This is a genomic window from Sphingobacterium sp. MYb388, assembly GCF_037479535.1.
GTDB lineage: Bacteria > Bacteroidota > Bacteroidia > Sphingobacteriales > Sphingobacteriaceae > Sphingobacterium > Sphingobacterium anhuiense.
Genome location: NZ_JBBGYV010000003.1, coordinates 741,959 through 758,343, shown reverse-complemented (window position 1 = coordinate 758,343; position 16,385 = coordinate 741,959). Strand labels below are relative to the sequence as shown.

Below are 16,385 nucleotides of genomic sequence, written 5' to 3'. Positions count from 1 at the left end.
CATTATTGATTAAGGAATTAAATTAAGTTTCCCTTTTTTCTTGTGTTATTTAATTCATTGGCTCTTTAGACAAAGTTGATGCAAAGAGATATAAGTGAAGAACAAATTGTCGATCTGATTAGATTAAACCAATTGATTATGAAAAATACATATCAAACCTTCTTCTTCATTATATATTTACTTTTCTATATCCAAGTTAATGGTCAACAAATGGGATTGAATCCCATTACCAAAAATAATGAATTACCCTCATTGACAATCAATCAAACTTGTCAGGATAAGGATGGGTATATCTGGTTTGCTTCTACACAGGGATTAAGCAGATATGACGCCTATAATATTTTAAATTTCAAATTGAAGACCAATGATGGTAAAACGGCTACCAACCAGAACATTAAAACACTAGTAGAATATCATAATTACCTCATTCTAGGTACAGAAAAAGGATTATATACATTAGAAAAAGAAAGCTATGTGATCAAACCCTTCAAAAATAACCTCCAATCTGCAACACGTATTACAACATTACTGATTGATAAAAAAAACAGATTATGGGTAGGATCAGACAATGGTATTGTGGTATATAACAAAGACTTATCCATTATCCAAAACTATCAAGATGATCATAATTCCATTTATAAAATACCACCGGGGACTGTTAATACCATATTTGAAGATAAAAATGGCAATATTTGGGTAGCCATTTGGGAACAAGGGTTATTTAAATTAGATATACAAACAAATCAATTCGTTGCGTACCCAAAACTTGGAACACGTAACAATCCTTTTAAATTATTTGAAGATCATAATAAACAACTCTGGGTATGTACCTGGGGGGATGGAATTTATTTATTTAATCCAGACAATAGAAAGAATTTATATCAAGAAATAGAAATCAAAAACAAGCGTCGAAATATTGGAAAGGAAGATTTATTCTATAACATCGTTCAAGATCGGCATCGCAATTATATTTGGATACTTTCATTTTCTGGTATCTCTACTTTTCAATATATAGATGGTGCACTTCAAGAAGTAAATATGGCTCCCCATTTTGATCATACAACCAATATCTTCAATGATATTTATCAAGATAGATCAGGAACATTATGGTTGTCTATCGGTGGGAAAGGAATATCTACGATTAGTTTTGATAAACCTCTCATTCAAAATTACACCTTTAAAGAAATTAAAAGTCGATATAGCATTGCTCCCAATGTAAATATGTTATATCGAGATAAAAAGGGTATCTTTTGGTTTAATCTAGAGCGTTTTGGTTTTGGAAGTTTAAATCCTAAAGATGGTTTATTAAATACCTATAGTAACGCCAATCTACGCGAATTAATCTCCATTAGAGCTGCTAGCTGCGCCATTGATGTACAGCATGAACTGTGGGTCGGTTCTGCTTATGAAGCAACTATAAACGTTTTCAAAAAAAAGCATAAAAATATCAAGTTAGACTATAAGATTGATCTAAAACGTGAAGCCAATCACTCCGGGGTCCCCATCTTCTTTTTTCAAGATAATCAATCGAGAACTTGGATAGCGACAAACCAAGGTGTATTATATAGTGATCCAAAAAGCAAAAAAATAAAGCTCATCACAAAAATAAAAGATCAAGCGGTTAGCATAGCTGAAGATAAAAAATCAAATATCTGGATTGCCACCAAAGGAAGCGGCATTTATTACATCAATAAAAATAATCCTGATCAGGTACTCCAACATATTGGTCAATCAACAGCAGTTCTCAAAACGAATCAAATTGAATCCTTAGATGTTGATAAAAATGATAATCTATGGATTGGAACCAAAGATAATCGCTTACTCTATTATCAAACAGGTTTAAAGAAAATGGAGGAATTGGCAAATTCGGCTTTATTTGGAAAGAACCAACTTTTGGATATCGTTTGCCTAAATAATACCGTATGGCTTTCCAGCACCAGAAATATATTTAAAATAAATGCACTCAATAAAGACATTTTGGAATTTACATCGACTGACAGCCTGCAAGTCAATATGTTTTCCAAAAGAGCATTTACGATTGATAAGAAATCAAACTCGGTCTACTTTGGAGGATATAACGGAATGGTTAGATTGGATGATAATAGCAATATCCCAAATTATAAAGCTAAAGTGCAAGTAACAGATATCAAGATTAATAATAAGTCCATTGTCCTTGAATCCAATCAGAAAAAATTTAATTTCAATCAACAGATATTAACATTAGAACCCGAAGACCAAAATATAGAATTTTCCTTTTCATCCCTTGGCTATACCCAGGATAATAAACTTCGATATGCCTACAAGTTAGAAGGTATTGATCAGGATTGGATCAATGCATCCCGAGATCGAATTTTTGCAGCATATAATAATTTAGGAAAAGGATCTTATCGTTTTTTAATAAAATCGACTGATTTAAATAATAAATGGAATACGACGATTACTGAAATTAATATTTACAAAAAGGCTGCATTTTATGAGAGTAACTTAGCCTATTTCTTATATGCGTGTCTACTGATTGGTATATTTTACTATTTCATAAATTTTACTTTACACCGTTTAAAATTAAGAAATGATCTAAAAATAGCCCAAATAGAAAAAGAAAATGCACATGCACTGGCACAGTCCAAACTCAGCTATTTTACAAGTATTTCTCACGACTTGTTAACACCACTAACCATTATTTCTTGTTTAGTAGATGATGTTCAAATGACCACAAAGCATCATTTAAGTCAGTTTGAAAAAATGAGATTGAATCTAGATCGCCTAAAACGCTTATTGCAACAAATTTTGGATTTCCGCAGAATAGAAAATAATTTGATGGAATTGAAAGTTAGTCAAGAATATCTGCCCACATTTATAAATCAATTGAGCCATGTGTTTTTTAACCCATTAGCCATTCGAAAAAATATTGAATTTGAAATCAATCATGGAGAGTGTACAACAGATATCTACTATGACGCGGATAAAATGGATAAGATTCTTTTCAATTTACTCTCGAATGCCTTTAAATATACACCTAGAGGTGGTAAAATCACCCTGTCATATTATATTAAAGAAGATAAAAAACAAAAACTGCTCTATCTTTTTGTACGTGATAATGGCATTGGAATCGATAAAAATGAGTTAGATAAAATATTTAAACCATTTTATAACAATAAGTCATTTGTAAATCAAGAAAGCAATGGGATTGGTCTCTCAGTAACAAAGGAGTTAGTTGATATTCATTTTGGTAAAATTACTGTTGAAAGTGTTCCTGATCAAGGAACCTGCTTCCAAATCATATTACCAGTTGATCAGGAATTTTATGTCAAAAATGGTATTCAGATATGGAACGAATCTTTTGCTAAAAAAGACGAAATTACTTACGAAGCAGACAAATTCACAACAGCTATCATTGAAGATACGAATGAAAATTCAAAACAACTACATATTCTATTAGTAGAAGACAATGAAGATCTTCAACAAACCATGTTTAGCATTTTATCAAAAAAATATCATGTTCACGTTGCCTCTGACGGTAAGCAAGGACTCGATCTTTTAAATAAAAATGAAATTGATATCATTGTTAGTGATATCATGATGCCTGAAATGGATGGGCTTTCTCTGTGCAGAGCTGTCAAACAAAATATGGAAATCAATCATATTCCAATATTGTTGCTAACTGCCAAAAATAGTATGGAAGATCGTATAGAATGCTATCAAGCTGGAGCTGAAGGTTACATCAGTAAACCTTTTGACATTCAAGTTTTAGAAGCCAAAATACAGAGTTTTATCATCAATAAACGGACGAAGCAAATCAACTTCAACAACAACACACAAATTAATATCGCTACTTTGGATTATACGCCTGTTGATGAACAGTTTTTACAACGGATGATCAAAGTTGTTGAAGAAAATTTAAGTGATGATCAATTTGATATTATCAAGCTCGGTGAGATTCTGGCACTATCCAAATCAACTTTGTATCGTAAAACCAAAGTTTTGCTAGATTTATCTCCAAGTGAATTTATAAAGAATATTCGCCTTAAGCATGCATGTCAAATGATGGAAAAAGATAAATCAATTACAGTTAGTGAAGTGGCATTCGCGACAGGTTTCTCTGACCCAAGATACTTTGCAACTTGCTTCAAGGCATCATTTGGGATAACTCCTACTGAGTTTCAAAAAAATACAACTGCACAACATATTTGATCAAACTGTCTTTTTCATCTTTTAACTATCCATATCATCGATAATTTACTTATTTTTAATAATAAATAGAAAAATACTTTTTGAAAAAATACATATTATTTCTTGATACAGAAACCTCAGGGTTACCCGAAAAATGGGATAAAAAATATAACAATACACAAAATTGGCCCCGTGTACTTCAAGTTGCATGGATAATATATGATTCAGATTTTAATGAAATTACACGCACAAACAAATATATTTATGAACCCTTTATTTTTATCAACCGAGAATCTGAGAAAATTCATGGTATAACACCACAGTTTTTAAGAGAAAATGGTGTCAACAAAAAAGATGTATTACGTAAATTAGCTTATGATTTAAAAAAATACAATCCCTTAATTGTTGGACACTTTTTATCATTCGATTTACAAGTCCTTGCTGCTGAATTTGTCAGAACTAAACTCAACATGCCATTTAACCATTTAATTTATTTCTGCACACTATGGCATAGTAAAAAGTATGTCAGAAATCCCCATAGAGTTCACCTGAATCTTTCACTGCTCCATGAGATGTTATTCTCGACCATACCTCAGTCTTTACATAATGCAGTAACGGACGCCGAAATAACTGCAAAATGTTATTTTGAGATGGCTAACAGAAATGAACTGACGTCCGAAGATATTGAAAATCAACAGGCCCGTTTCTTTAATTTATTTCAAATCTAATTTTGAACCTATGCATAATTCTGAAATTATTTTATCCCTATTAAAAACTACAGCCCCTTTCCATGTACTGCAAGAATCTGTACAAAAAAGTTTAGTGGATCTGATGACAAAATGCACATTTTCAAAGGAAGAACTTATTTACCGACAAGGAATAACAGATATAGATGGAGTAGATCTCATTTACAAGGGACAGTACGAAACATTCTTTCTCGATAACATGGAGAATAAACGATCAATCGAAATCCACGAAAATCCTTATTGTTTTGGCGGAATTTCAGTGCTTTTAAATCGGAAAAAAGCATTAAAATCAGTAATGGTAAAAAAGGGGACAATCATATATCGATTGCCTCGTAAAGATTTTTTTGAACTTTGCAACGCCAATGAGGAGTTCTTTCATTTCTTCACAAATGCTTTTGGCCGTAAAATGCTGGAAGAAGAATTTTCACATTTTGTAAAATCCCCTGCATCATTTGAAGAAAGTTATTACGCAGCAGATCAACTCTACTCCCGTAAGATTGATAATATCATTTATAAAGATATCGTCTCAACAGATTACAATACGCCCATTTATGAAGCTGCAAAAATAATGTCATCCAATAAAGTGAGTTGCATTTTTATTATGCAGAAAGATAAAATTGTTGGGTATGCAACAGATATAACACTCCGAGATAACGTTATTGCAAAACAAATCCAGGCTGATAAAGCTATTGGAACCGTTATGGATAATCCTATCGTTAGTATTTCTAACCAGGCAATTCTATACGAAGCGGTATTGATGATGTTTAGAACAAAAACGAAGTATTTATTAGTTGAAAAAGATGGAGAGTACGTTGGCTTCTTGAGCCGTAACCGCTTATTAAGCGAACAGGGACAATCACCTTTAGTTTTTATACAATCCGTAAAGCTCGCGGAGTCATTAACCGAACTTAAGGATAAGTGGGATAATGTACCGAAAATCATCAACCAATTACTCGGCCGAGGTGTCAATGCCGCTGTTGCAAACCAGGTTATTACAATGATTGCTGATACCATTGCCATAAAAGTGATTGAGAAAACGATTCACAATATGGGACCTCCCCCAGCTAAGTTCGTATTTATGGTAACAGGAAGTGAGGGCAGAAAAGAGCAGACCTTAAAAACCGATCAGGACAACGCCATTATTTATGAAGATAAAGCCAATGAGCAACGTGAGTACGTGAGAGACTACTTCCTCAAATTCGCCAACCAAGTTTCAGATGACTTAAATAAAATTGGATTTGTCTACTGTACAGGAGGATATATGGCCAGTAATCCCGCATGGACACATTCATTATCACACTGGAAAAATAATTACAAAAGTTGGATCGAAGATACCATACCAGAAAATGCTATTAAATTTTCCACCTTCTTTGATTGTAGAAGACTGTATGGTGACAAGGGAATCATTGATGAACTTAAATCTTTTCTCAACCACGAATTACAAAAACCCAACGAACGTTTTTTTTCTTTTATAGCGAAAAATGCTTTGCAATATGAACCACCGCTAACCTTCTTCAATGCCATCAAAACACAGACTATTGGTACTTCAGAATTTCTAAATATCAAAAAAGCAATGAATCCGATTGTAGATCTCGTACGGGTATATGCATTAAAAAACCTAATCTATGAAGAAAATACCGGAGTTAGACTTAAGAAGTTAGTAGAAATAGGAGTTTTCACACAATCCCAATATGAAGAACTTAGTCAATCCTATTATTATTTAATGGCTCTTAGATTAAAAAATCAAGCAAATCAAATTATAACAATAAAATCAAATCCCGATAATTACATCCGAATTGACAGTCTAACGAAAATAGAAAAAGCAACATTAAAAGAAATTTTTAAAACTATTAGTAATTTTCAATTAGGTATAAAATTTAAATTCACAAACAACCTTTTAGGATAATTCCGATCGCATTAGACTAAAAGATCTCTTTAATTTATTATAAACAGACCACATGAATATGCAATTTATAATAAATTTAAAATTTAAAGCCTCAAATCTTAACTTTTTAGTATATATTAGAAGCAATCATTACTTTTGTAAAAATCTGTAACATCAATTTATATATGCATATTTTAAAATCATTAATTATCACTGTATCTCTTCTATGTGCGCAACAGCAATTCGCATCGGCTCAAGCTCCAGTAGCTCAACCAACAACAGCGAGTGCTAATAAGTTTGGCCCAGAAGGTTTGAGTAAAGGTAGTCTTGCAAATCAGTTTGACCATTTGAACTACATATCAAAAAATAATTATGATTTCAAGATGGTGCGCAAAACAAATCTTGAAATTATCAAAAAAAATGTAGTTGATACTGTAAGTAAACTTCAGAAAGAAATTAACACCTTAAAGTCTGCTAGTTCTAATTATGGATCAACAACAAAAGGTTTACAAGATAGTGTTCAAATTTTAAAAGATCAATTAGCGCAAGAGCAAGAAAAAGTAGATAGTTTTTCATTTTTAGGTATTAATACGACAAAGTCAGCTTATAGCAGTATCGTGTGGATAATTATTGCTGTACTTTTAATCAGCACCGTTACATTTTTATTTTCTTACCGCAAGGCTAAGGTGAATACTGATGAATATCAAAAAACAGCAGATCAAGCACAAGAAGAGCTTGCATTATTCCGTAAAAAAGCGCTTGAAAAAGAACAAGCTTTAAAACGTCAACTTCAAGACGAGTTAAATAAGAAATCATAAGATTCTAAGATAGATAATTAGGGGCAATCCACATGATGTGAATTGCCCCTATTTTATTGGATGATAGATCAAAACGATTATAGAAATAAAAAATACAAGGAGGTTTTTTCTCCCAATCATCAACTTTCGAAAATTAAAATCACCTGATTAACAATAATTATGATCATATCAGCTATCATGAATTGTTAAAAATAAAGATTTCTTGATCTCCTCAGGCTGTATAGCTAAAAATAAAAGATCCAGAAAAAATGCCATTAAGAAGCATAGGCACGTATTATGGAGCCAAAGATGATTTTTTCAGCGAACCCAGTCAATTAGAATGAATAACAAATTGACATATTTAAATAAAAAAGAATTTAATTGAAATTTCTATTTGTTTTTCAGCGACAATAAGCTTATTTTTGCTGACCAAAAAGAGGCGGTTTTTATTGCCTTTATAAAATTGATTAATAAATATTTAGTCCCTATAATATGCCCAATATTGGTAAAATAGCGCAGATTATCGGCCCAGTGGTTGACGTCAACTTCGCCGACAATGAAAATCTACCTAGAATTTACGATGCCTTGATTATCGAAAGAGAAAATGGTCAGCGTGTCGTTTTAGAGGTTCAACAACACTTAGGTGAGGAACGTGTTCGTACAATTTCTATGGATGCAACCGAAGGTTTGGTTCGTGGAATGAAAGTTGTCGACACAGGTGCTCCAATCAAAATGCCTATTGGTGAAGAAATTAAAGGTCGTGTATTCAACGTTGTGGGTGATGCCATTGACGGGATCAAAAATTTAGATAAAACAAATGGTCGTTCGATCCATAATGTTCCACCTAAATTTGAAGATTTATCGACTGAAACTGAAGTACTTTTTACAGGTATTAAAGTAATCGATTTATTAGAGCCTTATTCTAAAGGTGGTAAAATTGGATTGTTTGGTGGTGCCGGTGTAGGTAAAACTGTATTAATCCAAGAATTAATCAACAATATTGCAAAAGGACACGGTGGTTTATCTGTATTTGCTGGTGTTGGAGAGCGTACACGTGAGGGTAATGACTTATTACGTGAGATGTTGGAATCAGGCATTATCAAATACGGTGAGCATTTCATGGAAGAGATGGAAAAAGGTCAATGGCCTTTAGATGCTATCGATACTGAATTAATGAAAGAATCAAAATGTACTTTCGTATTCGGTCAAATGAATGAGCCTCCAGGTGCGCGTGCACGTGTTGCTTTATCAGGTTTAACAATCGCTGAATATTTCCGTGATGGTGAAGAAGATGGTAAAGGTAAAGACGTATTATTCTTTATTGATAATATCTTCCGTTTTACACAAGCTGGTTCTGAAGTATCTGCTTTATTAGGCCGTATGCCTTCTGCAGTAGGTTACCAACCAACTTTGGCAACAGAGATGGGTTTAATGCAAGAGCGTATCACATCTACTAAAAATGGATCAATTACATCCGTTCAAGCGGTATATGTACCTGCCGATGATTTAACTGACCCTGCACCAGCGACAACATTCGCTCACTTAGATGCAACAACAGTATTGTCTCGTAAGATTGCTGAGTTAGGTATTTACCCTGCGGTGGATCCATTAGATTCAACTTCTCGTATCTTAAGCCCTGCAATTTTAGGTAATGAGCACTACGATACAGCACAACGTGTTAAAGAAATCTTACAACGTTACAAAGAATTACAAGATATCATCGCTATCTTAGGTATGGATGAGCTGTCTGAAGAAGATAAATTAACAGTACAACGCGCACGTCGTGTTCAACGTTTCTTATCTCAACCTTTCCACGTTGCGGAGCAATTTACAGGTTTAAAAGGTGTATTAGTAGATATCAAAGATACAATCAAAGGATTCAATATGATCCTTCAAGGTGAAGTTGATGAATATCCTGAAGCAGCTTTCAACTTAGTAGGTAGCATCGAAGAAGCAATCGAAAAAGGTAAAAAATTATTAGCTGAAGCAGTTTAATTAGATATTAGACATTAGATATGAGGTAATGGAGACGCTATTATCTCATATCTATTTGAAGACCTCAAGTTCTCAAATTTCAAATCTCAAATCTTATATCTAAAAATAATGAAATTATCTATAATCACTCCAGACAAAATAGTATTTGAAGGTGATGCAACTGCAGTAACTGTTCCAGGAACTTCAGGATCTTTTCAAATATTGAAAGATCACGCGGCTATCATTTCGACTTTGGAAGACGGAAAAGTAATTGTTCAGCAAGGTAAAGACGAGCAGATCTTAAACATCAAAGGTGGTGTTGTAGAAGCTAAGAATAATGTCGTTACCATTTTGGCCGAAGGAATTATTGAAGCATAATCATCTTACGATGATCTCAAAAGCCTCTTATTAAAAAATAAGAGGCTTTTATTTTTTCAACACATTATAAACAAATTGTTGAAAAACTATTATAAATCCGAAAATGATTTCCCTCTTAACATGTCAATAGAAAAGTGGCATATCCTCCAACCTAAAATAAACATCATTTGTCCACAATGTGGATAAGTTGACAAAATAGTGCATTATGCATCAAGATTAGTTTTTCTCCTTATACTAAGACAAAAAAATCATCTTAAACAAACACTTTAGAAGACTCTTAAATTCCACCATAATAAAAACGTTCTGACCCATTCTTGACATTTCTCCATACACAGATCCACAAGACACATCCAATCTAACACCCAGCAATCTGAAAGCTATCAACAATTTGTTTAAAGCAATGCAACTTGTCGGTTTCCAAGTCCCCAGTTTTCACAACCTATCCCCCCATCATCCCATTTAAAATTTTTTCCACATATTGTTCATAAACTGTAGTCTCATGAATCAAAAAAAACGGAGTATCGCTTCAAAGAAATAACACTCAAAAAAATAAAAAGAATAAGGAATTATCAATTTTTAAGAAGAATTTGAGGTTAAAATGAAAAAAAATATTTTTGACCCAAGTAGACCGATTTTAAATACGGTCTACTTACTGCATTCTAAAATATCACTAATATTAAAAATATAAAAATTTAATTTTGCAAAAAACAAATAATCAAAATTATATACTTAATCAAAAAAGTTAGATAAGGCTATTGCCAATTATTTTTATTCGGAGTAACTTAAAGAAATAATTTCAGCAGTAAAGTTTACGCTTAAATTACATTTACCCAAGGGAAACAAAAACAGGTCATTTTCTAATTATTACTAATAGGGAGGGTAGATAACAAGGTTATGAAATATTACGACGAGAACACATTAATTTACTTAGACGGATCTTACGTCAAAGCTTTTGCTACGGGTCTTGACCTGTATACTCAAGCTTTGCATTATGGATATGGTGCGTTTGAGGGTCTTAGGGCATATAACACCCACAATGGACCTCGTATTTTTAAGGCACTGGAACACTTTGAGCGTCTAGAGAAGTCATGTGAGGCAATCAACATACCATATACGTGGGATAATAGGGAGTTGATTGACCGTGCTTATGAATTATTATCCATCAACAATCTACGTTCAGCCTACATTCGTCCATTGGTATTCTCTGGATCCAACATGCATCTCACTTCATCAACAGAAGCTCGGATCATGATGGCGGCATGGGAATGGGGACCTTATTTAGGACAAAATTTATTAAAGGTTGAAATATCGGATATTCAGCGACCAAGTTCAAAGGCATTTCCGATTTCATCAAAAATATCAGGCCAATACATCAACTCCATTTTAGCAAGTAGTAAAGCAATAAAAAATGGATATGACGAAGCACTGTTGTTAGATCAGGATGGTTATGTTGCACAAGCGTCAAGTGAAAACTTATTTATTGAAAAAGATTTCAAACTGTATACACCGCCTATTCAGAATATTTTTCCTGGCATAACCCGAAAACAAGTCATGCTGATCTGTAAAAAATTAGGAATTGAACTAATTGAGAAAAGGTTGACAGTGCAAGATATCCACGAAGCAGATTCAGCTTTTCTATCAGGAACGGCAGCAGAAATAATAGGAATCAAACAAGTCGATCACATTATTTATAAAGAAGATTGGGAGCATACAATAGGTGCTTCTATACAAAGAAGATATAAAAATTTAGTATTAGAGAACGAGAACTATGAAGTCATCATCTGATAAAGAACAAATATTGAATAAATACAGCCGTACATTCACACAAGACGAAACACAACCCGCAGCAAAAGCAATGCTTTATGGTATTGGTCTTACGGATGCGGACATGGAAAAAGCACAAGTAGGTATTGCAAGTATGGGTTATGATGGGAACACCTGTAACATGCATTTAAATGATCTAGCACAAGTCGTTAAAAAAGGTGTCTGGGCAAGTGATTTAGTCGGATTAACATTTGGTACAATCGGTGTCAGCGATGGTATGAGTAATGGTACTGCGGGTATGCGTTATTCATTAGTAAGCAGGGATGTCATTGCTGATAGCATTGAGACAATCTGTGGTGGCCAATATTATGATGGATTGATTGCGATCCCAGGATGTGATAAGAACATGCCAGGTGCAGTTATCGCTATGGGCCGTTTAGATCGTCCTGCGATTATGGTATATGGTGGAACAATTGCACCCGGTCATTATAAAGGCGAAGATTTAAATATTGTCTCCGCATTTGAAGCTTTAGGGCAAAAAATATGTGGTAATATTTCCGACGAAGATTACGATGGTGTCATCCGTAATACATGTCCAGGAGCAGGTGCCTGTGGTGGAATGTATACCGCAAATACAATGGCTGCTGCCATCGAAGCATTAGGAATGAGTTTACCTTACTCATCATCCAATCCTGCTGTATCACAAGATAAAAAAGATGAATGTTTAGAAGCAGGTAAATATATCCGTATCTTATTAGAAAAAGATATCAAACCTTCCGATATCATGACACGTAAAGCATTTGAAAATGCCATCCGTGCGATCATCATACTAGGAGGAAGTACAAATGCCGTATTGCACTTTATAGCAATTGGCAAATCCGTTGGAGTAAATATCACACAAGATGATTTCCAACGTATGTCGGATGAAACCCCGGTTTTAGCTGATTTTAAACCATCAGGTAAATACTTAATGCAAGATTTACATCAGTACGGTGGAATCCCTGCAGTTTTAAAATATTTATTAAATGAGGGATTGCTACATGGGGACTGTTTGACTGTAACAGGAAAAACATTGGCTGAGAATTTAGCAGATGTTAAATCCGTAATAGATTATGATCAAAAGATCATTCATAAACTAGCCGATCCTATTAAAGCAAATGGACACTTACAGATCCTATATGGAAACTTAGCCGAGAAAGGTTCGGTAGCAAAAATTTCAGGAAAAGAAGGAGAAAAATTTGTCGGACCCGCACGTGTATTTGATGGAGAACAAGATCTTATCGCAGGTATCTCTTCAGGACGTGTCAAAAAAGGAGATGTAGTGGTTATCAAAAATGAAGGACCGGTTGGAGCACCTGGAATGCCAGAAATGCTAAAACCTACTTCAGCTATTATTGGTGCAGGATTAGGTAAATCCGTAGCATTAATCACAGACGGAAGATTCTCTGGAGGTACGCATGGTTTTGTCGTGGGACACATTACCCCTGAAGCGTATAAAGGAGGTTTGATCGGATTAGTAGAAGATGAAGATATCATTGAAATTGATACCATCAACAATACACTAAATCTAAAAGTAGATGAAGCAACAATTGCTGCTCGACGTGCAAAATGGATACAACCAGCACTAAAAGTAACAAAAGGAGTACTTTACAAATATGCTAAAACTGTTGCTGACGCATCAGAAGGCTGTGTAACAGATCTATAAAGGAGAAGACCGAATAATCAACAAAACAAAGAATTAAAAATCGAATAAATTAAAAATAATGAGTACGCTGGAAAAAACTGAAAGCAAGGAATGTGCGAAGCAACCTCAACCTATTAGTCAACTAAAAGGTTCGCAGGCGGTATTAGAAGCCTTATTGTGTGAAGGTGTTGATACCGTATTTGGATATCCTGGAGGGGCTATTATGCCCATCTATGATGCATTATATGATTACAATGAAAAATTGACTCATATTCTAGTCCGCCACGAACAAGGTGGTATTCATGCAGCACAAGGCTATGCAAGAACCTCAGGTCGTACCGGTGTTGTATTTGCAACTTCTGGTCCCGGAGCAACAAATTTGGTTACTGGTTTAGCCGATGCTATGATTGATAGTAACCCTATAGTCTGTATCACTGGACAAGTATTTGCTAGTCTATTGGGTACCGATGCCTTTCAAGAAACAGACGTCATTAATATTACTGCTCCTGTCACCAAATGGAGTTATCAGGTGACAGAAGCATCAGAAATTCCTACAGCTATAGCAAAAGCTTTTCATATTGCCAGTACTGGCCGTCCAGGTCCCGTATTGATTGATATTACCAAAAATGCACAAATGGAATTATTCGATTATTTAGGTTATGAAAAATGTACGCACATCCGTTCGTACCGTCCATCTCCTATTGTAAGAAAAGAATATGTACAGGAAGCGGCAGCTTTAATCAATAGTGCACAAAAACCATTTATACTATTTGGTCAAGGTATTATCTTAGGTAAAGCTGAGCAGGAGTTTAAAGATTTCTTAGAAAAATCAGGAATACCTGCTGCAGCCACAGTAATGGGGCTTAGCGCACTCGAAACAGATCATCCACAACATGTTGGAATGCTTGGTATGCATGGTAACTATGCACCTAATGTGATGACTAACGAGTGTGATGTTTTAATCGCTATAGGTATGCGTTTTGATGACCGTGTTACGGGACGTCTTGACAAATATGCTAAACAGGCAAAAGTAGTTCATTTGGATATTGACCCTGCCGAAATTGATAAAAATGTTCAAACAACAGTTGCAGTTTGGGGAGATTGTAAAGAAACTTTGCCGCAACTGACCGAGTTAATTGACAAAAAAGAACATACCGATTGGTTAGAACAATTCAGAACCTTAGAAAAAGAAGAAATTAAAGAGGTCATCCAAAATGAGCTTCACCCTACAGGTGATGTGCTAACAATGGGTGAAGTTGTTCATTTATTAAATGAATTGACTGGCGGAGATGCAATTATCACGACCGATGTCGGTCAACATCAAATGGTTGCCTGCCGTTATGCAAAATTCAATCAAACCAAATCCAATGTTACTTCAGGAGGATTAGGAACCATGGGATTTGGTCTACCTGCGGCAATAGGTGCCTGGTATGGCGCTCCACATCGCGATGTTATTGCTATTATTGGCGATGGAGGATTCCAGATGACACTCCAAGAGTTGGGAACTATTATGCAATTTGGTGCTAAAGTAAAAATCTTGATCCTAAACAATCAATTCTTAGGAATGGTTCGCCAATGGCAACAGCTTTTCAATGAAAAACGCTATTCTTTCGTGAATATTACCAGTCCAGATTTTGTTGCCTTAGCAAAATCATACTACATAGAAGGGCAAAAAGTTTCAGAAAGAGATCAGTTGAAAACAGCTTTAAAAACGATGTTGGATCATGATGGAGCTTACCTTCTCGAAGTAATGGTTGGCAAGGAAAACAATGTATTTCCAATGGTTGCCCAAGGGACAAGTGTTTCAGAAATTAGATTGAAATAAAATGGAAAAACAAGAATATACAATCACAATATATACAGAAAATTCTATCGGTATGATCGGTAGAATATCAACCATATTCTCAAGAAGAAAAATAAATATCGAAAGTTTAAACACTTCTCCTTCCGAAGTAGAAGGGATTCATCGCTTTACGATTTTAATTACTGAAATAGAAGAAGTAGTACGCAAATTATGCCGTCAAATCGAAAAACAGGTAGAGGTACTCAAAGCATACTACAATACTAATGATGAAGTAATCTGGCAAGAACAAGCTTTATACAAAGTTCCAACAGAAGTCATTACAGAAAAAGTGTATGTAGAAAGACTATTACGTCAATATGGCGCATCTGCAGTTGTTATCCGCAAAGACTACACCGTCTTCGAAACCGCAGGTCATCGTGAGGAAATTGATAAGTTAACAGAAGAGTTGACCAAGTATAATTTAATAGAATTTGTACGTGGTGCACGTATCGCTATCATTAAAGAAAGTGCTGGATTTCATGCTAAATTAAAAGAATTTGAACGCAGAGAACCTTCTGAAGATGTCGTTGAAAACGAATATCTCGAAAAAGGAGATGATGTTTTCACCATGTAATGGCAACATTTCTTAACTTTCAAAAAATGAGGCAATGTCCTATAAAAATCATTGCCTCATTGAAAATTTCGATTAAAAAAGTAAAAAATGACACAACACATATTTGAATTTATTATCAGTAGCCGTAAAGGATTTATAAGATTGCTAGATGATTTGACATTAGACGAATTAAATCTTATACCAGAAGGATTCAATAATAACATCTTCTGGAATTTTGCGCATATCGTCGTTTCAACACAAACGTTGAGTTATGTTCGCACCGGTATCTTAGCAGATACGTTATCAGTAAAGTACAATGAAGACTATAAAAAAGATACTAAACCGACACGTAACGTGACACAGGAAGAAGTAGATGAATTGAAAGCATTAGCACTAACAACCGTCGATCAGATTCAAAGCGACTATGAGAAAGGTATTTTTACGACTATCACTCCTTACGCTACAGCAACCTATGGTGCTGAGATGAAAACAATCGAAGAAGTACTAATCGCAACCCTATCGCACGACAATTTGCATTGGGGATATGCCTTAGCACAACGCAAAGCAATTAGAAACAGTAAATAAAATAAT

Annotated in this window: 11 protein-coding genes; all 11 read left to right on the top strand. The window is 34.5% G+C overall.

The annotated features are described in order from the left end of the window. The first annotated feature begins 138 nt into the window (after positions 1–138). The 11 genes from WH188_RS13560 (at position 139) to WH188_RS13510 (ending at position 16,379) form a co-directional block, all read left to right on the top strand. Positions 139–4,191 carry a hybrid sensor histidine kinase/response regulator transcription factor gene (locus WH188_RS13560; RefSeq protein ID WP_168127592.1) on the top strand — a complete coding sequence of 1,351 codons (4,053 nt, stop codon included), beginning with the start codon at positions 139–141 and terminating at the stop codon, positions 4,189–4,191. A gap of 80 nt (positions 4,192–4,271) precedes the next feature. After that, positions 4,272–4,898: a 3'-5' exonuclease gene (locus WH188_RS13555; RefSeq protein ID WP_021191833.1), complete on the top strand. Its 627-nt coding sequence runs from the start codon at positions 4,272–4,274 to the stop codon at positions 4,896–4,898. Between the two features lie 10 nt (positions 4,899–4,908). After that, positions 4,909–6,822, top strand: a complete 1,914-nt coding sequence (locus WH188_RS13550; RefSeq protein WP_132769196.1) for a DUF294 nucleotidyltransferase-like domain-containing protein — start codon at positions 4,909–4,911, stop codon at positions 6,820–6,822. Positions 6,823–6,986: 164 nt separating this feature from the next. After that, the gene (locus WH188_RS13545; RefSeq protein WP_021191834.1) at positions 6,987–7,619 is read left to right on the top strand and encodes a hypothetical protein; all 633 of its coding nucleotides are present in this window, start codon (positions 6,987–6,989) and stop codon (positions 7,617–7,619) included. Between the two features lie 471 nt (positions 7,620–8,090). Next, positions 8,091–9,593, top strand: a complete 1,503-nt coding sequence (atpD, locus tag WH188_RS13540) for a F0F1 ATP synthase subunit beta (RefSeq protein ID WP_132769198.1) — start codon at positions 8,091–8,093, stop codon at positions 9,591–9,593. 108 nt (positions 9,594–9,701) lie between these two features. Continuing rightward, positions 9,702–9,950, top strand: coding sequence for an ATP synthase F1 subunit epsilon (gene atpC, locus WH188_RS13535; RefSeq protein WP_132769200.1), 249 nt, complete (start codon positions 9,702–9,704; stop codon positions 9,948–9,950). An 894-nt stretch (positions 9,951–10,844) separates the two neighbouring features. Beyond that, positions 10,845–11,735 carry a branched-chain-amino-acid transaminase gene (gene ilvE / locus WH188_RS13530; protein WP_021191836.1) on the top strand — a complete coding sequence of 297 codons (891 nt, stop codon included), beginning with the start codon at positions 10,845–10,847 and terminating at the stop codon, positions 11,733–11,735. After that, positions 11,719–13,419, top strand: a complete 1,701-nt coding sequence (ilvD, locus tag WH188_RS13525) for a dihydroxy-acid dehydratase (RefSeq protein ID WP_021191837.1) — start codon at positions 11,719–11,721, stop codon at positions 13,417–13,419. Before ilvE ends, ilvD begins: the two co-directional genes overlap by 17 nt. 58 nt (positions 13,420–13,477) lie before the next feature. Continuing rightward, the gene (gene ilvB / locus WH188_RS13520; RefSeq protein WP_132769202.1) at positions 13,478–15,223 is read left to right on the top strand and encodes a biosynthetic-type acetolactate synthase large subunit; all 1,746 of its coding nucleotides are present in this window, start codon (positions 13,478–13,480) and stop codon (positions 15,221–15,223) included. 1 nt (position 15,224) lies between these two features. Further along, positions 15,225–15,815 (top strand): acetolactate synthase small subunit, encoded by a 591-nt coding sequence (gene ilvN, locus WH188_RS13515; RefSeq protein ID WP_021191838.1) that lies wholly within the window; start codon positions 15,225–15,227, stop codon positions 15,813–15,815. An 87-nt stretch (positions 15,816–15,902) separates the two neighbouring features. Next, complete coding sequence (locus WH188_RS13510; RefSeq protein WP_132769204.1) at positions 15,903–16,379, top strand: DinB family protein; 477 nt, start codon at positions 15,903–15,905, stop codon at positions 16,377–16,379. Positions 16,380–16,385 lie beyond the last annotated feature (6 nt).